The 21,197-nt window shown below is 65.2% G+C and carries 21 protein-coding genes and 3 tRNA genes; 7 read left to right on the top strand and 17 right to left on the bottom strand.

Going from position 1 to position 21,197, the window contains the following annotated elements; translation table 11 throughout:
- Positions 1-49: 49 nt before the first annotated feature.
- The 3 genes from ACX17K_RS12170 to ACX17K_RS12160 all read right to left on the bottom strand — a co-directional run bounded on the left by ACX17K_RS12170 (position 50) and on the right by ACX17K_RS12160 (position 316).
- A tRNA-Val gene (locus ACX17K_RS12170) sits at positions 50-125 on the bottom strand.
- Between the two features lie 26 nt (positions 126-151).
- Positions 152-228 (bottom strand) — tRNA-Asp (locus ACX17K_RS12165).
- A 12-nt stretch (positions 229-240) separates the two neighbouring features.
- Positions 241-316 (bottom strand) — tRNA-Val (locus ACX17K_RS12160).
- Positions 317-527: 211 nt separating this feature from the next.
- Between ACX17K_RS12160 and ACX17K_RS12155 the strand changes: the two genes are divergently transcribed.
- Together ACX17K_RS12155 and tilS are read left to right on the top strand one after the other, a co-directional pair.
- A complete protein-coding gene (locus ACX17K_RS12155; protein ID WP_493775002.1) occupies positions 528-1,493 on the top strand; it encodes an acetyl-CoA carboxylase carboxyltransferase subunit alpha in 966 nt (321 codons plus the stop codon).
- Positions 1,465-2,802 (top strand): tRNA lysidine(34) synthetase TilS, encoded by a 1,338-nt coding sequence (gene tilS, locus ACX17K_RS12150; protein WP_493775001.1) that lies wholly within the window; start codon positions 1,465-1,467, stop codon positions 2,800-2,802. The genes ACX17K_RS12155 and tilS overlap by 29 nt, the downstream gene beginning before the upstream one ends.
- A 206-nt stretch (positions 2,803-3,008) precedes the next feature.
- Here the strand turns inward: tilS and ACX17K_RS12145 are convergent, their stop codons facing one another.
- The 4 genes from ACX17K_RS12145 to ACX17K_RS12130 all read right to left on the bottom strand — a co-directional run bounded on the left by ACX17K_RS12145 (position 3,009) and on the right by ACX17K_RS12130 (position 7,860).
- On the bottom strand, positions 3,009-5,360 hold the full coding sequence (locus ACX17K_RS12145; RefSeq protein ID WP_493775000.1) for a TonB-dependent receptor: 2,352 nt from the start codon (positions 5,358-5,360) through the stop codon (positions 3,009-3,011).
- Between the two features lie 635 nt (positions 5,361-5,995).
- Complete coding sequence (locus ACX17K_RS12140; protein ID WP_493774999.1) at positions 5,996-6,706, bottom strand: UDP-2,3-diacylglucosamine diphosphatase; 711 nt, start codon at positions 6,704-6,706, stop codon at positions 5,996-5,998.
- 69 nt (positions 6,707-6,775) lie between these two features.
- Positions 6,776-7,267, bottom strand: a complete 492-nt coding sequence (locus ACX17K_RS12135; protein WP_231151756.1) for a peptidylprolyl isomerase — start codon at positions 7,265-7,267, stop codon at positions 6,776-6,778.
- A 35-nt stretch (positions 7,268-7,302) separates the two neighbouring features.
- Positions 7,303-7,860 (bottom strand): peptidylprolyl isomerase, encoded by a 558-nt coding sequence (locus tag ACX17K_RS12130; RefSeq protein ID WP_347752073.1) that lies wholly within the window; start codon positions 7,858-7,860, stop codon positions 7,303-7,305.
- 245 nt (positions 7,861-8,105) lie between these two features.
- On the opposite strand from ACX17K_RS12130, the gene ACX17K_RS12125 reads away from it, so the two are divergent.
- A complete protein-coding gene (locus ACX17K_RS12125; protein WP_493774998.1) occupies positions 8,106-9,452 on the top strand; it encodes an OmpP1/FadL family transporter in 1,347 nt (448 codons plus the stop codon).
- Positions 9,453-9,510: 58 nt separating this feature from the next.
- Here ACX17K_RS12125 and ACX17K_RS12120 read toward each other — a convergent pair whose 3' ends face one another.
- On the bottom strand, positions 9,511-10,074 hold the full coding sequence (locus ACX17K_RS12120) for a cysteine dioxygenase (protein WP_493774997.1): 564 nt from the start codon (positions 10,072-10,074) through the stop codon (positions 9,511-9,513).
- Positions 10,075-10,249: 175 nt separating this feature from the next.
- Entirely contained in the window at positions 10,250-10,729 is a 480-nt protein-coding gene (locus ACX17K_RS12115) for an Lrp/AsnC family transcriptional regulator (RefSeq protein ID WP_043618703.1), read from the bottom strand.
- 129 nt (positions 10,730-10,858) lie between these two features.
- Between ACX17K_RS12115 and phhA the strand changes: the two genes are divergently transcribed.
- Entirely contained in the window at positions 10,859-11,752 is an 894-nt protein-coding gene (gene phhA / locus ACX17K_RS12110; RefSeq protein ID WP_231151751.1) for a phenylalanine 4-monooxygenase, read from the top strand.
- Positions 11,753-11,804: 52 nt separating this feature from the next.
- Here the strand turns inward: phhA and pcp are convergent, their stop codons facing one another.
- From pcp to pxpB, 6 genes are read right to left on the bottom strand one after another with little or no spacing between them, the layout of a single operon-like run.
- Positions 11,805-12,437 carry a pyroglutamyl-peptidase I gene (gene pcp / locus ACX17K_RS12105; protein ID WP_231151749.1) on the bottom strand — a complete coding sequence of 211 codons (633 nt, stop codon included), beginning with the start codon at positions 12,435-12,437 and terminating at the stop codon, positions 11,805-11,807.
- A gap of 12 nt (positions 12,438-12,449) precedes the next feature.
- Complete coding sequence (locus ACX17K_RS12100; protein WP_493774996.1) at positions 12,450-13,403, bottom strand: DUF979 domain-containing protein; 954 nt, start codon at positions 13,401-13,403, stop codon at positions 12,450-12,452.
- Positions 13,403-14,104, bottom strand: a complete 702-nt coding sequence (locus tag ACX17K_RS12095) for a DUF969 domain-containing protein (RefSeq protein WP_493774995.1) — start codon at positions 14,102-14,104, stop codon at positions 13,403-13,405. Before ACX17K_RS12095 ends, ACX17K_RS12100 begins: the two co-directional genes overlap by 1 nt.
- Before the next feature lie 31 nt (positions 14,105-14,135).
- A complete protein-coding gene (gene pxpA, locus ACX17K_RS12090; RefSeq protein WP_493774994.1) occupies positions 14,136-14,873 on the bottom strand; it encodes a 5-oxoprolinase subunit PxpA in 738 nt (245 codons plus the stop codon).
- Entirely contained in the window at positions 14,863-15,816 is a 954-nt protein-coding gene (locus tag ACX17K_RS12085) for a 5-oxoprolinase subunit C family protein (protein ID WP_493774993.1), read from the bottom strand. Before ACX17K_RS12085 ends, pxpA begins: the two co-directional genes overlap by 11 nt.
- Positions 15,789-16,451, bottom strand: coding sequence for a 5-oxoprolinase subunit PxpB (gene pxpB / locus ACX17K_RS12080; RefSeq protein ID WP_493774992.1), 663 nt, complete (start codon positions 16,449-16,451; stop codon positions 15,789-15,791). The genes ACX17K_RS12085 and pxpB overlap by 28 nt, the downstream gene beginning before the upstream one ends.
- 141 nt (positions 16,452-16,592) lie before the next feature.
- Here pxpB and ACX17K_RS12075 point away from each other — a divergent pair, with 141 nt between their 5' ends.
- Entirely contained in the window at positions 16,593-17,111 is a 519-nt protein-coding gene (locus ACX17K_RS12075) for a winged helix DNA-binding protein (RefSeq protein WP_231151737.1), read from the top strand.
- A gap of 155 nt (positions 17,112-17,266) precedes the next feature.
- On the opposite strand, the gene ACX17K_RS12070 is transcribed toward ACX17K_RS12075, so the two are convergent.
- Complete coding sequence (locus tag ACX17K_RS12070) at positions 17,267-18,094, bottom strand: hypothetical protein (RefSeq protein WP_493774991.1); 828 nt, start codon at positions 18,092-18,094, stop codon at positions 17,267-17,269.
- Positions 18,095-18,265: 171 nt separating this feature from the next.
- Between ACX17K_RS12070 and ACX17K_RS12065 the strand changes: the two genes are divergently transcribed.
- Both ACX17K_RS12065 and ACX17K_RS12060 read left to right on the top strand, forming a co-directional pair.
- Positions 18,266-19,003 (top strand): substrate-binding periplasmic protein, encoded by a 738-nt coding sequence (locus ACX17K_RS12065; RefSeq protein ID WP_493774990.1) that lies wholly within the window; start codon positions 18,266-18,268, stop codon positions 19,001-19,003.
- Between the two features lie 203 nt (positions 19,004-19,206).
- Positions 19,207-19,995 carry a substrate-binding periplasmic protein gene (locus ACX17K_RS12060; RefSeq protein ID WP_493774989.1) on the top strand — a complete coding sequence of 263 codons (789 nt, stop codon included), beginning with the start codon at positions 19,207-19,209 and terminating at the stop codon, positions 19,993-19,995.
- A 13-nt stretch (positions 19,996-20,008) separates the two neighbouring features.
- Here ACX17K_RS12060 and ACX17K_RS12055 read toward each other — a convergent pair whose 3' ends face one another.
- Complete coding sequence (locus ACX17K_RS12055; RefSeq protein ID WP_493774988.1) at positions 20,009-21,187, bottom strand: DUF1501 domain-containing protein; 1,179 nt, start codon at positions 21,185-21,187, stop codon at positions 20,009-20,011.
- Between the last annotated feature and the right edge of the window lie 10 nt (positions 21,188-21,197).

Below are 21,197 nucleotides of genomic sequence, written 5' to 3'. Positions count from 1 at the left end.
GACAGGCCGGTATTCTAACCAACTGAACTACCACTCCAACCGAAAACTTTGGTGGGCGTTGACGGAGTCGAACCGCCGACATTCTGCTTGTAAGGCAGACGCTCTACCAACTGAGCTAAACGCCCGATATTCGGGTACTGCTTGTAACTGTTGGCGGAGTGGACGGGACTCGAACCCGCGACCCCCGGCGTGACAGGCCGGTATTCTAACCAACTGAACTACCACTCCAACCGAAAACTTTGGTGGGCGTTGACGGAGTCGAACCGCCGACATTCTGCTTGTAAGGCAGACGCTCTACCAACTGAGCTAAACGCCCTGAATTCGTTTCGCTGCTTGCGTTTCAGCGAGGAGGCGAATTAAAGCACAGGGTTTAAGCTCGCGCAAGTGCTCGGGGTAAGTTTTTTTGCGGAAAGCGCCGATTTTGAATATTTGCTCCAATTTTTCGGCTTTTTGCCGGGTCTGCGGGTGACGGCTGCTTCGCGCCTCATGTATCATGCCGCGATTAGGTTTGACGGATGATTGTAAGAATGAAGCCGACCTTTCTCGATTTTGAGCAACCGATTGCCGAGCTCGAGAACAAAATTGAAGAGCTGCGTTTTGTGCAGGACGACTCCGTGCTGGATATCTCCGAAGAGATCGCCCGCCTGCAGAAGAAGAGCTTGGAACTGACCAAGACTCTATATGCCAAGCTGACGCCTTCGCAGATCGCGATGGTGGCTCGCCATCCGCAGCGTCCTTATACGCTGGATTACATCCAGGCCATCTTCACCGATTTCGAAGAGTTGCACGGCGACCGCGCGTTTGCCGACGATGCCGCCATCGTGGGTGGTCTGGCCCGTTTCAATGGCCAGTCGGTGATGGTGATCGGCCAGCAGAAGGGCCGCGACACCAAGGAAAAGATCCGCCGCAACTTCGGCATGCCGCATCCGGAAGGCTATAGAAAGGCGCTGCGCCTGATGAAGCTGGCCGAGAAGTTCGGCATTCCGGTGTTCACCTTTGTTGATACCACCGGCGCCTGGCCGGGCATCGGCGCAGAAGAGCGCGGCCAGTCCGAGGCGATCGGCCGCAATCTGTACGAGATGACCCGCCTGCGCGTGCCCATCGTCGTCACCGTGATCGGCGAGGGCGGCTCCGGCGGCGCGCTGGCCATCGCCGTCGGCGATAGCGTCAATATGCTGCAGTACGCCACCTATTCGGTGATTTCGCCGGAAGGCTGCGCCTCCATCCTGTGGAAGACCGCCGAGCGCGCGTCTGAGGCGGCTGAGGCGCTGGGCATCACCGCGCCGCGTCTGAAGACGCTGGGGCTGATCGACCGCGTGGTCACCGAGCCGGTGGGCGGCGCGCATCGCGATCACGCGCAGATGATGGCCACCTTGAAACGCGTATTGCAGGACGAGATGAAGGAAGTGCAGTCCAAACCGATGGACGCGCTGCTGAAAGAGCGCTTCGACCGCCTGATGAGCTATGGCCGCTTCAAGGAAGACGCAGCCTGAGCTGGCGGACAGCCTGATCAAGCATTGGCCGGACGAATTGTCCGGCCTTTTCGCTTTTGAGGTCGGGCTTTCCGGCGGGCTGGACTCGGTGGCGCTGCTGTCGCTGCTGTGCGAGGCGCGCGAGCGGCGGCCGGCGCTCACGCTGTCCGCTGTGCATGTCCATCATGGCATGAGCGCCAACGCCGACGCGTGGGCCGAGCATTGCCAGGCCTTGTGCGACTCTCTGGGCGTGCCTTTGCGCATCGAGCGGGTGCAGGTGCGCGCCGGGGGCGGCGAGAGCGTCGAGGCGGCGGCGCGCGAGGCGCGTTACGCGGTCTACCGGCATTCCTCCGCCGACGTGATCGCGCTGGCCCATCATCAGGATGACCAAGCCGAAACCGTGTTGCTGCAGCTGTTGCGCGGCGGCGGCGCGCGCGCGCTGGCGGCGATGCCGGCGTTGCGCGAGCTGTCGGCCGGCAAGCTGCTGTGGAGGCCGCTACTGGAGATTCCGCGCGCGCGGCTGGAGGCTTATGTCCGGGAGCGGGGGCTGTCCTGGGTCGATGACGAAAGCAATCTGGACACCCGTTATCGCCGCAACCTGCTGCGGCACGACATCCTGCCGCAGCTGGAGCGGGCGCTTCCCCATTACCGCAGCCATCTGGCGCGCGCGGCGATGCTGCAGGCGGATGCCGCGGCCATTCTGGACGAAGTGGCGCGCCAGGATCTGGGGAGGTGCCAGGCCGAAAACGGACTGGATTGCGCGCAGCTGTTGGCGCTGTCCGCGCCGCGCCGGCGCCAGGTCTTGCTGGCCTGGCTGGATGCGCTGGGCTGGCCGGCGCCGGAGCCTGGCGCCTTGCTGGAGTTTCTGCGGCAGGCTGAGCATGCGGACCAGGGCGCCAGCCCGGTTCTGAAGTTGCCGAAGGGTTGTTTGTTGCGTTTTGCCGATACTTTGCAGGCCTGGCCTAAAGCACTGGCGGAACCGCCGGCCTTCACGGCGCTGTTGTGGCGCGGCGGCGACGCTCAGCCGCTGCCGGAGTGGGGCGGCGAACTGGCCTGGGAATGGCGGGATCGCGGCTTGCCGGCGGAGGCTTTGGAAAACGGCGCCAGTCTGACGCCGCGGCGAGGCGGAGAAAAACTGTCTGCCAGGGTGGGGCGCCGCGAGGTGAAGGACCTGCTCCGCGAGGCCGGCGTGCCGCCGTTGCTGCGCCGCCGCTGGCCGTTGCTGTACGGCGCGGATGGCGAACTGTTGGCGGTGCCGGGCATCGCCGTATCTCACCGCGCGGCGGCGGAGGCCGGCTGGTGGCCAGTGTGGCGTCCGGCCAGCCTCTGATCCTGTTGCCTGGGCGGCCAGAGAGGGGCGGTTGCCCCATTCTTCCTTTTCTTCCTTGTTTTCATGATTTTCATGCCTTGATTGCCGCTGGATGGAGTACCGGTCGCGTGGGCGCTTGAAGCGCAGGGAGGGAATGGCGTTGCGGGAGCGGAATAAATGAAAACAGGCCGGAATATCCGGCCTGTTCCTATCGGGCGGGTTGATGATTACAGATCGACCTGCATCGTCACCGCCACGCTGCGCGGCGCGCCGAGGTTGTAGCGCACGGTGTCGGCGGCATTGACCTTGTACGAGCTCGGGATGCGGTAGCTGGTGCTGAACATATTGCTGAGGTTCAATTTCAGCGTCGGGTTTTTCAGCATGCCCATATTGCCGAAGCGGTAGCCGGCATCCAGGTCGACCGTCGTGTACTCCGGCACCACCTCGTCGTTGACCAGGGTGGCGAACTGCTTGCCGGTGTGCTTGACGTCGGTGCGGACATACCAGGCGCCCGGCGAATACTGCAGCGACAGCGCGGCCATCCAGCGCGGCGTCATCGGGAAGTCGTTGCCCTGGGTCTGCAACAGGGTGTTGTTGCCGGACGCGTCCTTCCAGTTCAGGTTGTTCTGGATTTCGCTGTGGTTGCTGGTGAACGAGGCGTAGGCGCTCCAGCCCTTGACCGGCACGGTGCCCAGCTCGATCTCGCCGCCCCAGGTATGCACGCCGCCGGCGTTGATGTTCACCGATTTCAGCGTCACCGGGTCATAGGAGTTGGCCTGGCGGTTGCTGAAGTCCACGTTGAACAGTGAGCCGCTGAGCGTCAGGATGTCGCCCTGCCAGCGATAGCCCAGGTCGGTGTTGACCGAGGTTTCCGGCACCACGTCGTTGGTCATCACCACCTGGCCGTTGATCACCTGCACATTGCCGTTGCTGCTGCTGTACGCATAGTTGGGCACCGCGCGGTAGTTCTTGGTGATGTTGAAGAACACTTGCTGCTTGGGCGTCAGGTAGTAGCGCATGCCGAAGCTGGGCAGGGTTTCGCGGTAGGTTTTATTGATCGTGTAGTCGTAGGCCGCCGCACAGGTCTTGCTGGAGGCGCCGCAGCCATCGTTGGCGTGATTGGTGAATTCGCGTTTGATCTGCGGCGTCCGCAGGCCGGCGTTGATGCCGAGGCGGTCGTCCAGGAAGTTGAAGGTGCCGATGGCGAACAGCTGGGTGGCGGTGCTGACAGTTTCCCAGTCGCGGTACTGGTACTGGCTGCCGTCCGGGCGGGTGACCAGATTGGATTGCATCCATGGGTCCTGCGGACTGCCGTCGGCGTTGGTCAGGCTTTCCGGTCCGGTCTGGATGTGCTGGGCGCGCTCGTACCATACGCCGGCCTGCAGCAGGTGGTTGCCCAGGCTTTGCTCCATGGTGACGGTGATGCCGGGGCGGCGGGTGCGGGTCATGCTGCTGCCGTTGACCACGATGGTGTCCAGCGTGTCGCCGTCGCCGTTCAAATCCTTGGCCGCGATGTCGGTATGGGTGGACTTGTTCAGGAAGGCGCTTTCGGACTGCGTTTGCTGGCTGGTGGCGCCGCCGTAGCCGTACCAGAAGTAGGGCTGGATCTTGACCCGAGTGTCCGGACCCAGTTTCAGCACGGCGTCCACCTTGGCGATCACGTTCTCGAACGGGTTTTGCTGCAGCTGATAATAGGCGGGAGTCGGCCCGGTTTCCTTTTGCGCGGTGCCGTTCTTCGGCGTCAGGTGCCCCGGGATGAAGTTGGTGGCGTAATCGTAGCCATAGCCGGTTTGCTGCAGCTGCTGCAACGTCGGGGTGCCGAAAGCGTTGCCGATCTGGCGGTTGTACAGCAGGGACGCGTTGATGTAGCCGCCGCTGAAGTCATAGCGGATGCCGGTGTCCACGTGGTCGCGCTTCATGCCGCCGGCGCCTTTCCACTTGTCGGTTTCGCTGTGCGAATAGCTGGCGAAGGCGCGGGCCTTGCCGTCGGCGAACAGGCCGGTGTCGCCGCGGATGTAAGTGCGCTGCAGGCTGTTGCTGCCCAGGCTTTGTGCGATGCGCACGCGGCGCTCTTTTTCCGGATCGCAGGTGACGAAGCTCATATTGCCGCCGCTGGCGCCCATGTGCGGCGCGTCGGTGTCGCTCGAGCCCTGGGTGACCGAGCCCTGGCACAGGTTTTCCAGATCGACGAATTCCTGCGGATAGACGCTGTAGCTGCCGGAGTCGTTGACCGGCACGCCGTTGATGGTGACGCCGATCTGATCGGAGTTGAAGCCGCGTATGGTCAGCGCGCCGCCGAACATGCCGGTGTTGTCCTGGCTGGAGGCGTTGACGCCGGGCAGCATGTTGATGCCCTGATAGATGTTGGAGGTCGGGCTTTGTTTCTCCAGCGCGGCCTTGCTGACGTCGCTGCGCGCGCGCGCGCCTTCCTGCTGCTGCAGCAATCCCACGCCCAGCTTGTCGCCGGCGCCGGTGATGGTGACGGTTTGCAGCTGGGTTTCCTCCGCGAGCGCGGCCTGGCTGGCCAGGGCCGCGAGCACGGCCAGAGTCAAGGGGCGCAAGTATGCCTTCTTATCCATTTCATTTCCTGAGATGTAGAAAAACCAATTTTTAGTTCTGATGCATTTTTCATGCGCAGCAGCGGGCCTGCCGTCAGGCATGGGCAATTGCATGGCAAACCAAGTGGATGACTTGGGTGAGGCGGAGGGCGGGGCCTTGTCCTGGCTGGAAAATTTCGCGTTCATGAGAGCCGCTGCATACGCGTGGCGTCTAGGCGCGCTCATGTCTGGAAAACAACCAGTTTGGATTAGTTCGGCTTGGAATTATTTTTAAGCGGCAAATTTAGTCTATTGTCATTTCCATTTCAATAAACAAATATTGCAAAAAGAATAAAGAAATATGTCTTTAAATGAAGTTTGCAGAGAGGAGGCCAGGCTGAATTGGGGTGGGCAGGGCAGAAAGTCGGACAAGTTTTAATAGATTGTAAAGCCGGCCGGGAGTTTGAATAAAAATTGATATGGCATCATTTTTGGCTGTGGCCGCTCGGCACTTCGTCTTTCGCTAGGGAAATGGGGAACGGCGCGTGGCGGCGGGGGAGTGCTTGACGCTGTTGGCAAGCCCGCGCCGAGGCGCTGAGCTTGAGCGCGCCGCCGCAGGCAGCGCCCGCGTGCGGCAGAGAGGCGCAACGCAGGCTGAGGGGTTTGGTCAGCGGTTCTTAGGAGAGCGGCAGTTGAGCGATGCCCTGCTCATCCAGGCGCAGGTAGCCGCCGCGGTCGTCGTGCCAATCCTGGATCACCCAGCGGCTGGACGCGTCGTGAAGGTGATGGGCGGGGCGATGGGTGTGGCCGTGGACCAGCGTGGGCCAGTCATGGGCGGCCAGAAGCTCGCGCACCGCGGTCTCGGTGACGTCGGAGATCGCGGTCAGGCCGGTTTGCTGCTTGTTCATCTCGCTCTGCGCGCGGGCGTGGCGGGCAATGGCATGGCGCTCGGCCAGCGGCTTGGCCAGCATCGCCTGCTGCCACTGCGGGTTGCGGCTCATCGCGCGGAACTGCTGGTAGGCTGCGTCGTCGGTGCACAGCGCGTCGCCGTGGCTGAGCAGGATGCGTTGTCCATGCGCCTCGATCAGCGTCGGGTCGTCCAGCAGCCTGGCGCCGCTGCGGGCTTCGAAGCCGGCGCCCAGCAGGAAGTCGCGGTTGCCGCGCATCACGTACAGCGGGGTGTCGGCGGCGAATGCGCGCATCGCGGCCAGCGGCGCCTCCAGATAGGGGGAGTCGTCGTCGTCTCCCACCCAGTATTCGAACAGGTCACCCAGGATGTACAGCGCCGCTATCCGGCCGCGCCAGTCGTCAAGCGTGTCCAGGAACAGCTGGTTGAGCGCCGGGGTGTCGTCGGCGAGGTGCAGGTCGGAGATGAAATGAATGGCCATGGCTGCTGGTTTATCCGGGGAAAGACAAAGCCGGGGCTGGGCCCCGGCTGGATTTTTGAAACGGACGGCTTAGATGATTTCCGCCTTCTGCAGCACCACCGGCTCTACCGGCACATCCTGATGCATGCCGTTGCGGCCGGTGCGGATGGTCTTGATGCGGTCAACCACGTCCTGGCCGGCCACAACCTGGCCGAATACCGCGTAGCCCCAGCCTTGGCTGCTTTCCGATTTGAAGTCCAGGAAATCATTGTCGGAGACGTTGATGAAGAACTGGGCCGACGCCGAATGCGGGTCCATGGTGCGGGCCATGGCGACGGTGTAGGTCTTGTTGGACAGGCCGTTGTTGGCCTCATTCTGGATCGGGTCCCGGGTGGGTTTCTGGTTCATGTCGGCGTCGAAACCGCCGCCCTGGATCATGAAGCCGTTGATCACGCGGTGGAAGATAGTGCCGTCGTAGTGGCCGCTCTTCACGTACTCTTCGAAGTTGGCGGCGGTTTTCGGCGCCTTCTCGTGGTCCAGTTCCAGGGTGATTTCACCGAAGTTGGTCGTCAGTTTGATCATTGCGTTTTCCTTTGCGATGCAGCCGCGGGACGGCCTTACGGTTTGATGGTGACTTTTTGGATGATGACCGGCTCGAACGGCACGTCCTGCATGCCGTTCATGCTGCCGGTGCGGAGCTTGGCGATGCGGTTGACCACATCCATGCCCTTGGTGACTTTGCCGAACACGGCGTAGCCCGCGCCCTGTGGCGTCGGCGAACTGTAATTGAGGAAGTCGTTGCCGGCGACGTTGATGAAGAACTGCGCGGTGGCGGAGTTAGGATCCGAAGTGCGGGCCATCGCGATGGTGCCGACGTCGTTCTTCAGGCCGTTGTTGGCCTCGTTGGCGATCGGCGCGCGGGTCGGTTTCTGGTTGAGCTTGGCATCGAAACCGCCGCCCTGGATCATGAAGCCGTCGATCACGCGGTGGAACACGGTGCCATTGTAGTGGCCGGCCTTGGCGTAGGCGACGAAATTGGCGACGGACTTGGGGGCCTTGGCCGAATCCAGCGCGATTTCGATATTACCCTTGTTGGTGACCATCTCCGCCACCGGGGCGGCGAAGGCGAGTGCGGGCAGGGCGGCGAGGGCCAGGCTGCTGATCAGATTCTTCATCGTTGAATGGCTTTGCGGGCGTGTGGGACAGGGCGCTGATTCTAGCATAGCCGCCCGCGGCGGAGGCAGGCGCCGTAGCGTGGCGGCGGGTTCGCAATGCTTAACAAAGATATGTTTTTCTCTTGCGGCGAGCGGATTTCGAGCTTAGACTCCACCCCCTAAAAGATGCAAGCACTATCTTTTTATTCTGTTTGCATGCTGCGCCGGCCCGTCCGGCGCGATTCATTTCAGGAATTCAAAATACAATGCAAGCCGCACCCCGCTCCCTGAGTCTGTTGTCCGTTTCCATCGCCGCCCTGTTCGCCGCCGCGCCCGCCGCGCAGGCAGCCGGTTTCCAGTTGACCGAGCAAAGCGCGCTCGGCATGGGCCGCGCCTACGCCGGCGCCGGCCTGGCCGGCGACGACCTGTCCGCCGTGTTCTACAACCCGGCCGGGATGACCCTGCTGTCCGGCACGCGTGTCCAGGGCGGTTTCACCTACGCCGAGATCGACGCGCCGTTCAATGGCAGCAATACGACCACCATCGTCAATCCAGTGACTGGCACCGTCGTTGGCAAGAGCACCGTTTCCGCCAACGACAACGGCCGCGCGCCAGGCGAGCTGATCCCCAACGCCTACCTGACCCATCAGATCAGCGACAAGCTGTACGCCGGCATCGGCATCACCACGCCGTTCGGCCTGGGGGCGCGCTACAGCGACAACTGGGGCGGCCGCGACAATGGCATCTCCAGCTCCATCAAGACCGTGGATATCAACCCGTCGCTGGCTTACAAGCTGGATGAGCGCTGGAGCTTCGGCGCCGGCGTGTCGGCGCAGTACGCGCAGGCCGATCTGAAGAAGGGCGCCTACCTGCCGGGCGCCACCGGCGAGCTGAAGGCCGACAGCTGGGGCTTCGGCTACAACCTGGGCGTGATGTACTCGTTCAATCAGGACAGCCGCGTCGGCCTGTCCTACCGCTCCAAGATCCATCACAAGGCGGAAGGCGATTACACCAACTCCGGCTTCCCGACCGCCGGCCCGCTGGCGCCGCTGGGCCTGAAGCTGAACGGCACCTTCGCCGGTTCCGCCGAAGTGACAGCGCCCGAGTCGCTGCTGCTGAGCGGCTACAGCAAGCTGAACAGCAAGTTCGCCGTCGGTGCCACCGCGCGTTGGACCCGCTGGAGCCGTTTCGACCAGCTGGTGGTCAAGGGCAGCCCGGCGGTAACCTTGCCGACCGGAACGGTCGACACCACTACCCGTATTCCCAACAACTGGAAGAACAGCTGGATGTTCTCGGTCGGCGGCGATTACTTCTACAGCGACGCGCTGACGCTGCGCAGCGGCCTGGGTTATGAAACCACCCCGGTGCCGAGCGCGCAGGATCGCAACGCGCTGATCCCGGACGCCAACCGCCTGTGGCTGAGCCTGGGCGCCAGCTACAAGATCAGCAAGCAGGCCAGTGTCGATGTCGGCTACGCCTACCTGCGCGCGCTGGGCGACAAGAAGGTCGACAACACGACCCATAGCCCGTTCGGCACGTCCAGCCATCTGCAGGGCGAGTACTCGTCGATCACCGGCCACCTGCTGGGTGTGCAGATGCAGTACCGCTTCTGATATCCGTCTGGATATGAGAAAAGGCGCGGCTTAGGCCGCGCCTTTTTTTATGGCTGGATCAGATCTGGAATTCCAGACAGTCGTCCAGCAATTGCACCCGCCGCTGCTGAGGCTCCATGCCGAACAGCTCCATCCGGGACAGTGGCGGCGAATAGAGATGCAGAGTGACCAGATCCCCGCCGTCGGCTTGCAGATTGGCTACCTGATGGATGTCCAGATGGCCGTTGATCACTAGGCTGCCGGCGGCCAGCTCGCGGGTTTCGCGCGCGGCCAGCTGGCCGGAGAGCGTGGTCTCGAACACGGTCTCGGTGGCGACGCCCTCTATCACCCGCACCCCGCACAGGCTGCCCTTGTGGTTGTGGATCTGGCTGCGCTGACCGTTGCGCCAGCACAGCAGCAATAGCTCGCAGTGCTCGTCGCGGTAGATGCGGTTGCGGCAGTAGCGCGCGTCGTCGAAGCGTCGGAACGGCGCGAGGTCTTGCGGTGAGGGGCGCAGCGCGCGGTGGAATTGAAGAATCTGTTCCTGGTTCAGGCTGCCGGAATAGAGCGACAGCTGTCGCAGCGATGCGGCCAGGTTGGGGCTGCAGGCGTCGAACGGCGGACAGGCGGGGGACGCTTCCATCGGTTTCTCCTTGGTCTTTGAGCGTGGCGCGGCGGCGATTCTGGGCGATGTCGAACCGCTTTCTTGTATCGTTTCCAGCATGGGCTGTCCGGAAAACGGATTGCCGCCATGTACCGGTATAGCCGCGGCGGCATGGAGAGTAGACGGACAGAAATGTCAGAGAGTTTCGGGAGGTTCAGGGAAGCGAGGACAGCGGCAGCTTCATGGTCTGCTTGATCGCGTTGAGCACGATGGTGGATTTCACGCTGCGCACCAGCGACAGCTGCATCAGCTTGTTCATCACGAATGACGACAGCGACGGCAGGTCCGGCACCACGATGCGCAGCAGGTAGTCGGCCTCGCCGGCCGCTGCGTAGCATTCCAGCACCTCGGGCAGATTGTCGATGGATTGGGCGAAGTCCAGCAGCGCGGCTTCGTTGTGCCGCTCCAGGCTGACATTGGCGAAGGCCATCACCGACAGGCCGACATGCTCGGGATTGAGCGCCACCTGATAGCCCTGGATCACCCCGTTCTGTTCCATGCGCTGGATGCGACGGCCGATCTGGGAAGCGGACAGCGGGATGTCCTGGGCCAGCTTTTGATGAGTGGCGCGGGCATCCTGTTGCAACAGGTGCAGGATCTGCAGGTCGAAGCGGTCTAATTCAATTTTGCGCATTTTGTGCAATTTATGACGTTTGATGCGGTAAGTATGCAAAATTTACTGCGAAACAGCAAATAATGCGGTCTTCCCGCATGACGACCGGGCTAAACTAGAGTAAATCGCCAAATTCTACGGAGCCCAGCAATGAACGACCGCGCCGACTTTGTGGTGCCCGACATCACCACCCGAAAAAATGTCGGATTGAGCCACGACGCCAACGACTTCACCCTGCCGCAGCCGCTGGATCGCTATAGCGCGGAAGATCATGCCACCTGGGCCACGCTGTACCAGCGCCAATGCACGCTGCTGCCCGGCCGCGCCTGCGACGAATTCCTGGAAGGCCTGGAGCGCCTGGAAGTGGACGCCGACCGGGTGCCGGACTTCAATAAGCTCAACGAGAAGCTGATGGCCGCCACCGGCTGGAAGATCGTCGCGGTGCCGGGCCTGATCCCGGACGACGTATTCTTCGAGCACTTGGCCAACCGCCGCTTCCCGGTCACCTGGTGGCTGCGCGAGCCGCACCAGCTCGACTACCTGCAGGAGCCGGACGTGTTCCATGATCTGTTCGGCCACGTGCCCTTGTTGATCAATCCGGTGTTCGCCGACTACCTGGAGGCTTACGGCAAGGGCGGGGTGAAGGCCAAGGCGCTGGGCGCGCTGCCGATGCTGGCGCGGCTGTACTGGTACACGGTGGAATTCGGCCTGATCCAGACTCCGGCGGGCATGCGCATCTACGGCGCGGGCATTCTGTCCAGCAAGTCGGAGTCGATCTACTGCCTGGAGAGCGCGAGCCCCAACCGCGTCGGCTTCGACCTGATGCGCATCATGAACACGCGCTACCGGATCGACACCTTCCAGAAAACCTACTTCGTCATCGACAGCTTCAAGCAGCTGTTCGACGCCACCGCGCCGGATTTCACGCCGCTCTACCAGCAACTGGCAGAGGCGAAGCCGTGGGGCGCCGGAGACATCGCGCCGGACGACGCGGTAGTCACCCGCGGCGACCGCCAGGGCTGGGCGGAGACCGACGACGTCTGAAGTATTGGATGGCGAGCACTGCGAGACCCGGCGATGCCGGGTCTTTTCACATCTAGTGTAGGCTGCCGCCGCTGAGCGCGAGGTCGCGTTCGCGCGTTACGGACAGCTCCACCGCCAGCCGCAGCGCCGCCACGCAGTCGTCCAGCGTCAGGCTGAAGGCGCCGGGATGCCGGACCGCCTGTTCCGGCAGGAAGGGCAGATGGATGAAGCCGCCGCGCAAGCCGCCGCGGTGCAGCAGCCCGTACATCACGTGGTTGCAGACGAAGGTGCCCGCGCTTTGCGACACGGTGGCGGGCAGGCCGCGCTCCCGCAGCGCGGCGACGATGGCCTTGATCGGCAGCGTGGCGAAGTAGGCGGCGGGGCCATCCGCGACGACCGGCTGGTCTATCGGCTGCCGGCCGGCGTTGTCGGGAAAGCGGGCGTCGTCGATATTGATCGCCACGCGCTCCACCGCGATGTCGGGCCGCCCGCCCGCCTGGCCCACGGCGATGGCGATGTCGGGGCGCAGCGCGTCGAGCTCGCGGTTGAGCGCGTGCAGCGCCGAGCCGAACGCGCAGGGCAGCAGCCGCGCGTGCACGCGCGCGCCGGCGATGGTCTCGCCATCCAGGCGGCGCGCGGCCTCCCAGGACGGATTGATGGTTTCGCCGCCGAAAGGCTCGAAGCCGGTCAGCAAGACGGTTTTCATACGGTCATTTCCTCAGCGGAACATCAGCCAGTCCAACAATACGGCATTCACCGCCAGCAAGGCCAGCGCGGTGGGGAATTGGGCCTTGATCACCGCGTTGCGGTCCGGCAGCTCCAGCAATGCCGCCGGCACGATGTTGAAGTTGGCCGCCATCGGCGTCATCAGCGTGCCGCAATAGCCGGAGAACATGCCGATGGCCGCCATCACCGCCGGGTCGCCGTGATGGGCGCCCACCAGGAAGGGCAGGCCGATGCCGGCTGTCATCACCGGGAAGGCGGCGAAAGCGTTGCCCATGATCACCGTGAACAAGGCCATTCCCAGCACATAGGTCAGCACCGCCAGCCAACGGATATCCAGCGGCAGGTAATGCGCCGAGAGGTGAGCGATGGCTTTGCCGACGCCGGCGTCGGCGAATAGCAGGCCCAGCAAGGCCAGCACCTGGGGCAGCAGGAAGGCCCAGCCCACGTTGTCCAGCAGGCGGCGGGTTTCCCGCACCGCCTGCAGCGGCGTTTCCCGGGTGAGCCGGCAGGCCAGGGCGGTGGACGCCAGGCAGGCGATGCCCAGCGCCATGATGGTGATGTTTTTGGGGTCCAGCAGCGGGGCGCCGGGGGATGGAAGGCGGCGGGCGAGCAGGCTCAGCGCGATGGTCAGCAGCGGCAGCAGCAGCGACGGCAGGAAGATGCGGTTGCCCAGCCGCCGCAGGCTGTCCTGCAGGCGTTCGGGCGGCAGCGCGTCATGCCGGCCCGGCGCCAGCCGCCCCAGCCCGGCCAGCAGCACCATGGCCAGCACCATCGCGCCGGCCAGCTCCGCGGGCAGCCAGTCGCCGGCGATGAACAGCAGGCCGAACAAGCCCCAGAAGGCCGCGCTGCCCAGTCGGCGCGGGTGGTGCCTGTCCCGCAGCGTCATGCCGGCGGTTAGCAGCAGGATGCAGCCCACCAGCCAGTACAGGTATTGCGCCAGCAGCATTATTCCAGATCCTCCTGTTGGGCGGCGCGGCTGAGGCGATATTCATGCCAGGCGAGCCGGCCGGCGTGGATCAGAAAGGCGAACATGGCGGTGGGAATGCCCCACAGCGCCAGGTAGAGCGGGTCCAGCGCGTGGCCGTTCTCCCGCATGAAGGCGTGCATCAGGATCACGGCGCTGAAGGCGACGAACAGATTCTCGCCGAAAAACAGGCCGATGTTGTCGGTGGCCGCGCACATCGCGCGCAGGCGCGTGCGCTGCGCGGCGCTGAGCTTGCCGTGCAGCTTTTCCCAGGCGCCCTCCGCCATCGGCACCAGGATGGGCCGTACCACCTGGGGGTGCCCGCCCTGGGCGGACAGGCCCAGCGCGGCCGACAGCTGGCGCGCCAGCAGGTAGACGATCAGCAGGCCGCCGGCGGTGGCGTCGCCGATGTCCTGTATCCAGCGGTAGGCGCGTTCGCGCAAGCCGTGGCGCTCCGCCAGTCCGACCGCCAGCAAGGCCAGCAGCAGGGCGGCCGACAGGCTGCGGGTTTTCATGAAGCCGTCGCCCACCTTGGCCAGAATGGCCAGCGGATCCAGCCCCGCCGCCGCGCCGGTGACGATGCCGGCGCAGCAGACCACCAGCAACGGATTGCCGCGCAGCAGGAAGCCGATGATGACGGCGGCGATGCCGAGCAGCGGCCATAGATTGACGCTTTGGTCCATGATTCGTCCTTATCGGCTCGATGATGCCGTTTCAGCCGGCGCGCACTTCCACGCCCAGCGCTTCCAGCCGCCGGCGCAGCAGGCGGGCGAAGCGCAGCGCGTGGGCGCCGTCGCCGTGCAGGCACAGGGTGTCGGCGCGAACAGCCACGCGCTGGCCGTCCGCCGCGGCCACGGTTTGCCGCAATACCATGTCTTCCGCCTGGGCCAGCATGGCGGCGTCGTCCGCCAGCAGATCGCCGGGCGAGCCGCGCGGCACCAGGCTGCCGTCGGCGCGGTAGCCGCGGTCGGCGAAGGCTTCCTGCCATGTGTCCAGCCCTTCGGCGAGGCAGGCGTCGATGAAGCAGCCGCCGGCCAGGCCGACTGCCCGCAGCGCGGGGTTGTAGTCGCGGATCGCGCGGGCCAGCGTCTTGGCCAGCTCGGGGTCGCGCGCGGCCTGGTTGTACAGCGCGCCGTGCGGCTTGACATGCCGCAGCTGGCCGCCCTCGGCGCGGACGATGGCGTCCAGCGCGCCCAATTGGTACAGCAGGCCGGCCCGCGCCGTTTCCATCGGCAGCCGCATTTCGCGGCGGCCGAAGTGTTCCCGGTCGGGAAAGCTGGGGTGGGCGCCGATGGCGACGCCCCTTTCAAGGGCGAGCAGGACGGTTTTGCGCATGCTGTCGGCGTCGCCGGCGTGCCAGCCGCAGGCGATGTTGGCGGAGCTGACCAAGTCCAGCAGCTCGGCGTCGCTGCCGCAGCCTTCGCCGACATCGGCGTTGAGATCAATGTTCATCGCACACCCTTTCGATTCTCCGCAGATAGCGTTGCAGCTCCCGGTCGGCCTGTTCGGCGTCATCGCGGCCGGCTTCGATGAAGTGCAGCTGGCTGCCCAGCCGCGCCTGGCCCAGCTGCCACAGGTCGGCGGCCACCACCATGCCCAGCCGGGGGTAGCCGCCGGTGGCCTGGGCGTCGGCCATCAGCACGATGGGCTGGCCGTCCGGCGGCAGCTGGATCAAGCCCGGCAGCGCGCCGTGGGACGGCATCTCCACCGGCTCGCTCAAGCTCAGCGCCGGCCCTGCCAGCCGGTAGCCCATGCGGTTGCTGCGCGGGGTCAGCTGCCAGGGATGGCTCCACAGCCGCTGGCGGGCGGATTTGGGCAGCAAGGCGTATTCCGGCCCCGGACAGACGCGGATGCGGTTGCCCGGCCTCGGCAGCCAGACGCCAAGCTTGCCGCGCGGCGGCAGCGGCCTGCCCAGCGGCAGCCGGTCGCCGTCGCGCAGCGCGCGGCCGTAGAGCCCGCCGAAGCCGGCCATCAGGTCAGTGCTGGCCGACTCCATCAGCAGGGGCACATTCACGCCGCCGTCGATCGCCAGGTAGGCGCGCATGCCGCTGCTTGGCGCTTCCAGCCTCAACGTCTGGCCGGCGCGGAAGGCGGTGCGCCAGCCCGGCCATACCGGCTCGCCGTCCAGCGTGGCGCGGCAGTCGGCGCCGGCCAATGCCAGCATGCCGTCGCGCAGCAGCCGGAAGCCTGCCGGCGGCAGCGTGATTTCCAGCGCGGCCGCGCCGGCGGGATTGCCCACCAGGCGATTGGCGGCAGTCAGCGCCAGCGCGTCCATCGCGCCGGCGCGGCACACGCCCAGATGGCGCGCGCCGAAGCGGCCCAGGTCCTGCACCGTGGTTTGCGGGCCGGCCTTGATCACTTCCAGCATCAGGCGTCCTCCTGCGGAATGAAACATACCGTATCGCCCGGCCGCAGCGGACAGGGCGGCTGGCGCGCGGGGTCGAACAGCACGGCGTCGCTGCGCCCTATGATTTGCCAGCCGCCGGGGGAAGCGGTGGGGTAGATGCCAGTCTGGCTGCCGCCGATGGCGACCGAGCCGGCAGGCACGGTTTGCCTGGGCGTGGCGCGGCGCGGCGCGGCCAGCGCGGGGTCCAGGCCGCCCAGATAGGCGAAGCCGGGTTGAAAGCCCAGGAAGAACACCGTATAGCGGGCAGCGGAGTGGCGGGCGACGACCTCGTCCGGCGCCAGCCCGCAGTGGCGCGCCACCTTGTCCAGATCCGGACCGTGGCGGCCGCCGTAGCGCACCGGAATTTCCACCACCCGCGCGGCGTGCTCCGCGCCGTCCGCGCGTTGCCACAGCCGGCGCAGCCGGGCGGGCAGCGCGGAGGCGTTCGCGCCGGGGCGCAGTTCCAGCGTCAGGTTGTTCATGCCGGGAATGATTTCGCGGAAGTCGGCGTCGGCGCGCAGCTGCTCGGCCAGCCGCCAGATGCGGCGCTGGCGGTCCAGCGTGGCCGGCGGCGGCAGTTCCAGCACCAGCGCCTGGGTGCCCAGCCAATGAATGGCCGGCGTGGAAGAGGAGTCGGATGGCATCGCGTGCGGGATGGCGTGAATCGGGAATATGGATATGATAATGGCTTGAATGGGTGCGATGATGCTATGTCGAGAATTTCTCGTCAATTTATCGCTGCCTCGCGGCCTGCCACCTGCTGTGGCGCAATATGGAGAGAATGGGTGTCAACGACGCAAGATTTGCCTAAGATCGTGTCCTCGCAGCATCTGGTTTCCGAGCGCAGTCCGGAGCTGTCCGAGTTCGAGTTCAGCCTGACCGTGGTCAACAACGCTTTCCACCGCTGGATGGTGCGCTGCATGGCGGCGGCGGGCGAGAAGGACATGACGCCGACCGAGGTGCTGCTGGTTCATCACGTCAACCATCGCGGACGACAGAAAAAGCTGGCCGACATCTGCTTCGTGCTGAACATGGAGGATACCCATGTGGTGTCCTACGCCCTGAAAAAGCTGGTCAAAATGGGCTATGTGGCCAGCGAGAAAAGCGGCAAGGAAGTGCTGTTTTCCACGACGGAGAGCGGCCGCGAGCTGTGCGAGCGCTACCGGCAGGTGCGCGAGCAGTGCCTGATGGCCACGCTGGGCGACGGCGGCATCGCCAATCCGCTGATCGGCGACATCGCCCAGCTGATGCGCACCCTGGCCGGCATTTACGATCAGGCGGCCAGGGCCGGCGCTTCGTTCTGAGAACCTGTTCAATCTCTGCTGCGCGTCGGCGACGCGGCGTTGAAAACAGCTTCAGAATGCTCATGTACATATGTGCATTCCGCTGCTTCAGCCGTTTTCGCCTTGTCTCGCGCGAGCTCGCGAGACTATGAACAGGTTCTGAGACGGCTTCGGCCCTAGATGACGGCCCAGATCGCGAAAATGGCGGCCAGTATCAGCACCCCGGTCAGGATCTGCGAGGTGCTTTTTTCCTTCTGCAGCGCGCGCTTCATGCTGTCGTTGGCGCTTTCCAGCTTGTCCAGCTGCTGCTGCAGCTCGGCGCGGGCCTCGTCCTGGCCGGCCAGCGTCTTCAGCATCTCCTCGCCGCCGAACTCCTTGATGGCCTCCTTGTTCCATACGCCCAAGAGCTTGCTCACCTTGTCCTTGAAGTACAACGCGGTGCGCTGGGCCGGGTCCTGCCACTCGAACTGGAAGCCCTGGCCGGCGAAGAAGGCGTGGCAGCGCAGCCGTTCTTCCTCGGAGTGGGTCTGGCCCATGGTGATCATGCCGGGATTGATGGCGAACTCGGGGCAGACGCCCTTGGCCCAGGTGATGACGCTGGCGAACAGATAGGTGTCGAGTCCGCTGCCGGCTAGGCCAGGGCTGGTTTGCACGCCGCTCTTGGGGCCGAAAGTCACGCTCTTGCTGGGGCGGTCCACCCGGATCCAGGCCAGGTTGTAGACCGCGTGGAAGCGGCTGTCGTCCCCCTCCAGCGGCTGCCAGTGCGCGCCGTCGGAACGGGCGTAGCCGCGGAACTGCAGGCGGAAGTAGTCGGACTGGGCCGTCATCGCCCGGCTGCGCTGCAGGATGCCGTAGATGGGTCGGCCGTCGGCGCTGAGCGTCAGTATGGTCTCGCCCAGCGGGATGGCCAGATTGGCCAGCGTGACTTCGCTTTCCGGCGGAGGCAGCGGAATCTCTTCCGCTGTCTGGTGAGGATCGTTGTTCTGGGTATTGTTCGAAGTCATGTGGCAGTGGTTCGGTCGCTGGGTGGTCGTTGCTTGTGTCCGCCGGACGCCATCGGCATGGGGATTCTATCCTACATTGTAGGGGAGCGCGCTTGCGCTTGCCGGTTGCGGGAGGTGGCGGTGCGGTTCATCGGGAATTTTGCTTTCCTGGCATGCTGGGCTTTGCCGGCGATGGCGGGCGGGATATGCGGCAAGCCGATCCAGGTGGGCTGGGAGGAACGGCCGCCGTATCATTACCAAGGCCGGGATGGCCGGCCCGCGGGCTATTCGGTGGAGCTGCTGAACCAGGCTGCCGCGCGCATAGGCTGTCGCCTGGCGTATCGCCAGATTCCCTGGTCGCGCACCTTGCAGGAGCTGAAGCTGGGTACGGTGGATGTCGCGATGCAGGCGTTGAAAACGCCGGAGCGGGAGGCGTACGCTTGTTTTGTGCCGGGTTACAGTTCCTCGCTGGTGCGGCTATGGGTGCGGGGAGATCGCGCGGCGCATTGGCCGGTTTCCCAATTGCAGGATCTGGACAAGCTGGGCACGGTGAGGCTGGGCGTGACGCATGGCGACAGCTACGGCGATGTATGGGACCGCTGGCTGAAAGCGCCCCCCGGCATGGTGAAGATCGATCCCGGGGAAACGCTGGCCGGCAGTTTGCGCAAGCTGCAGCTGGGGCGGATAGACCTGTTGCTGGCTAGCATGGACACGCTGCCGAATGAGCTGGCCCGCTTGCCGCAACAGCCTGCGATCGCGGCCTTGCCGCCGACATGGCCGATAGGGGGAGCTTTTTACGTATTCAGCAAGCGCAGCGTGTCTCCCGAGCTGTGCCAGGCTTTTGCCGGCGCCTTGCGCGACATGAAACGCGATGGCGTGGTGGACCGGCTCTACCGCAGCCGTTTCAATATCGCTTATCCCGATCCCTGAGCTTCAGAGCCCGCTTGCGTTCTTTCTACGAGCGTTCTGGGGCCGTTTTCTGCCGGACGCGGGCTGGTCAGGGTGTGGGGCCATCGCCGCCGGCCGTTGATTGGGCGCGTCGCGGCTTGGGATGAGGCCCGCATGGGCTGCGGAGATTTCTATCCTACATAGTCAGGGCGCGCGCTTGCGCTTGCCGATTGCGGGAGGGATGGGTGCTGGGAATCGGACGTGTCATCTGGCTGGCAGTCTGGACCTTGCCGGCGGTCGCCGAAGGAATTTGCGGCAGGCCGCTCAGCGTAGGCTGGGACGAATGGCCGCCTTTCCATTACCGGGGGCGCAGCGGCGAGCCCGACGGCTACGCGGTGCAGTTGCTGAATCTGGCGGCGGACAAGCTGGGATGCCGGCTGTCCTACCGACTGATGCCCTGGCCCCGAACCTTGCAGCAGCTGCGGCTGGGGCAGGTGGACGCGGCGATGCAGGCTTTGAGAACGCCGGAGCGCGAGGCCTATGCCTGCTTTGCGCCGGGCTACAGTCCGACGATAGTCCGGCTGTGGGCGCGCAGCGACAAGGCCGCGCGCTGGACGGTGCGGCAACTGGATGATCTGGGGCGCCAGGGGGAGGTGTTTTTGGGCGTGACCCGGGGCGACAGCTACGGCGCGCAGCTGGACCGCTGGCTGCAGACGCCGCCGCCGAACGTTCATGTCGAGGTCAGCGAGACCCTGGCGGTCAGCATGCGCAAATTGCAGTTGGGCCGGACCAATCTGATGCTGGCGACGATGGCGACGGCGACCCGCGAGCTGGCCCGCCTGCCGGAGAAGCCGGAGATCGCGCCGCTGGAGCCGTCCTGGCGGGCCGGCGATGGCTACTACGTGTTCAGCCGGAAGAGCGTGCCGGAGCCGGTGTGCCAGGCGTTTGCCCGGGCGCTGGCGGAGATGCGGCAGGACGGGACGGTGGCGCGCTTGTACCGCAGCCAGTTCGGCGCGCCGTACCCGGAGCCGTGAGCCGGAGCCGGCGTCAAACGCGCAGCAAGGGCAACGGGGCGAATCGCCCGCCCAGCACGTTATGGCTGTCCTTGCCCCACCAGCCGTCTATCGCGGTGGCGTAAACCTGGCGGAAATCGATCGCGTGCGCCAGATTGCCCTCGCTGACGCCGGCCAATTGCGGCGTCTGGCCATACAGGCCGCCGTTGACGCGGCCTCCCAGCGCGAAATGGACGTTGGCGGTGCCGTGGTCGGTGCCGCGATTGCCGTTTTCGCGCGGGCGGCGGCCGAATTCGGCGTATGTCAGCACCAGCGTGTCGTCCCAGCGGCCCAGCCGCGTCATCTCGCTTCTCAGCTGCGCCAATCCGTCCGCCAGCTCGGCCAGCAGCCGTCCTTGCGTCGGCTGCTGGTTGCCGTGGGTGTCGAAGCCGGTGAGCGTGATGCGGGCGACGGCGATGTCCACGCCGCGGGCCAGGGTGTCGGTCAGCGTGCGCACCGCCACGCCGAAGCCGCCGTTGGGCTTGGGGCCGGCGGTGGGCGCTTCGCTGGGCGCGGTGCGCGGCAGCGGCGCCAGGCTGGCGGCGGCCTGGCGGATGTCGCCTTCCACTTTCAAAATATGCTCCAGCGCCGAGCCGGCGTGGCCGGGCTGCTGGTCGGCCACCAGCTTGGCCTGGCGGGCGAAGTCTTGCGGATTGGACAGCACTACCGCGCGCGCGCCGCCGTCCAGCGGCCCCAGCACCTGGCTGGACAGCACCACGCCGTCGGCGGCGAAGTTCTTCGGCGTCGGCTGCTCATGGAACAGCCGGGTCAGCCAGCCTTCGCTCAGGTATTGCTGGCTGGCCGACGCCGTATCCCAGATCTCGATCGAGCGGAAGTGGGATAGGTTGGGATCGGGGTAGCCGACGCCCTGCAGCAGCGCCAGCTGCTTGTCCTGCCACAGCGGCATCAGCGGCGCCAGCGACGGATGCAGGCCGATGTCGCCGTTGATCTGCAGCACCTGCTCGCGGGCGACGGCGATGCCGGGGCGCAGCCGGTAGTAGTCGGCGCTGCCGTAGGGAACCACGGTATTGAGGCCGTCGTTGCCGCCCTTCAGCTCCACCAGCACCAGCAGGCGCTTGTAGCCGGCGGGCGCCAGCGCCCAGGACAGATTGGGCAGCACGGTCAGCATCAGGCCGGCGCTGGCCGCTTTCAGGAATTCGCGTCGTTTGAACATGGCGGGCTCC

The organism is Chromobacterium sp. INPA-IVC, assembly GCF_059047085.1.
The sequence above is the reverse complement of the archived record's forward strand: the minus strand, read 5'-3'. Positions and strand labels throughout refer to the sequence as shown.

What these genes read in the sequence shown, in the direction of transcription:
- ACX17K_RS12155 (WP_493775002.1), top strand. Translation starts at nt 528, where the DNA reads ATGAAGCCGACCTTTCTCGATTTTGAGCAACCGATTGCCGAGCTCGAG.
- tilS (WP_493775001.1), top strand. Translation starts at nt 1,465, where the DNA reads ATGGCCGCTTCAAGGAAGACGCAGCCTGAGCTGGCGGACAGCCTGATC.
- ACX17K_RS12145 (WP_493775000.1), bottom strand. Translation starts at nt 5,360, where the DNA reads ATGGATAAGAAGGCATACTTGCGCCCCTTGACTCTGGCCGTGCTCGCG.
- ACX17K_RS12140 (WP_493774999.1), bottom strand. Translation starts at nt 6,706, where the DNA reads ATGGCCATTCATTTCATCTCCGACCTGCACCTCGCCGACGACACCCCG.
- ACX17K_RS12135 (WP_231151756.1), bottom strand. Translation starts at nt 7,267, where the DNA reads ATGATCAAACTGACGACCAACTTCGGTGAAATCACCCTGGAACTGGAC.
- ACX17K_RS12130 (WP_347752073.1), bottom strand. Translation starts at nt 7,860, where the DNA reads ATGAAGAATCTGATCAGCAGCCTGGCCCTCGCCGCCCTGCCCGCACTC.
- ACX17K_RS12125 (WP_493774998.1), top strand. Translation starts at nt 8,106, where the DNA reads ATGCAAGCCGCACCCCGCTCCCTGAGTCTGTTGTCCGTTTCCATCGCC.
- ACX17K_RS12120 (WP_493774997.1), bottom strand. Translation starts at nt 10,074, where the DNA reads ATGGAAGCGTCCCCCGCCTGTCCGCCGTTCGACGCCTGCAGCCCCAAC.
- ACX17K_RS12115 (WP_043618703.1), bottom strand. Translation starts at nt 10,729, where the DNA reads ATGCGCAAAATTGAATTAGACCGCTTCGACCTGCAGATCCTGCACCTG.
- phhA (WP_231151751.1), top strand. Translation starts at nt 10,859, where the DNA reads ATGAACGACCGCGCCGACTTTGTGGTGCCCGACATCACCACCCGAAAA.
- pcp (WP_231151749.1), bottom strand. Translation starts at nt 12,437, where the DNA reads ATGAAAACCGTCTTGCTGACCGGCTTCGAGCCTTTCGGCGGCGAAACC.
- ACX17K_RS12100 (WP_493774996.1), bottom strand. Translation starts at nt 13,403, where the DNA reads ATGCTGCTGGCGCAATACCTGTACTGGCTGGTGGGCTGCATCCTGCTG.
- ACX17K_RS12095 (WP_493774995.1), bottom strand. Translation starts at nt 14,104, where the DNA reads ATGGACCAAAGCGTCAATCTATGGCCGCTGCTCGGCATCGCCGCCGTC.
- pxpA (WP_493774994.1), bottom strand. Translation starts at nt 14,873, where the DNA reads ATGAACATTGATCTCAACGCCGATGTCGGCGAAGGCTGCGGCAGCGAC.
- ACX17K_RS12085 (WP_493774993.1), bottom strand. Translation starts at nt 15,816, where the DNA reads ATGTTTCATTCCGCAGGAGGACGCCTGATGCTGGAAGTGATCAAGGCC.
- pxpB (WP_493774992.1), bottom strand. Translation starts at nt 16,451, where the DNA reads ATGCCATCCGACTCCTCTTCCACGCCGGCCATTCATTGGCTGGGCACC.
- ACX17K_RS12070 (WP_493774991.1), bottom strand. Translation starts at nt 18,094, where the DNA reads ATGACTTCGAACAATACCCAGAACAACGATCCTCACCAGACAGCGGAA.
- ACX17K_RS12065 (WP_493774990.1), top strand. Translation starts at nt 18,266, where the DNA reads ATGGCGGGCGGGATATGCGGCAAGCCGATCCAGGTGGGCTGGGAGGAA.
- ACX17K_RS12055 (WP_493774988.1), bottom strand. Translation starts at nt 21,187, where the DNA reads ATGTTCAAACGACGCGAATTCCTGAAAGCGGCCAGCGCCGGCCTGATG.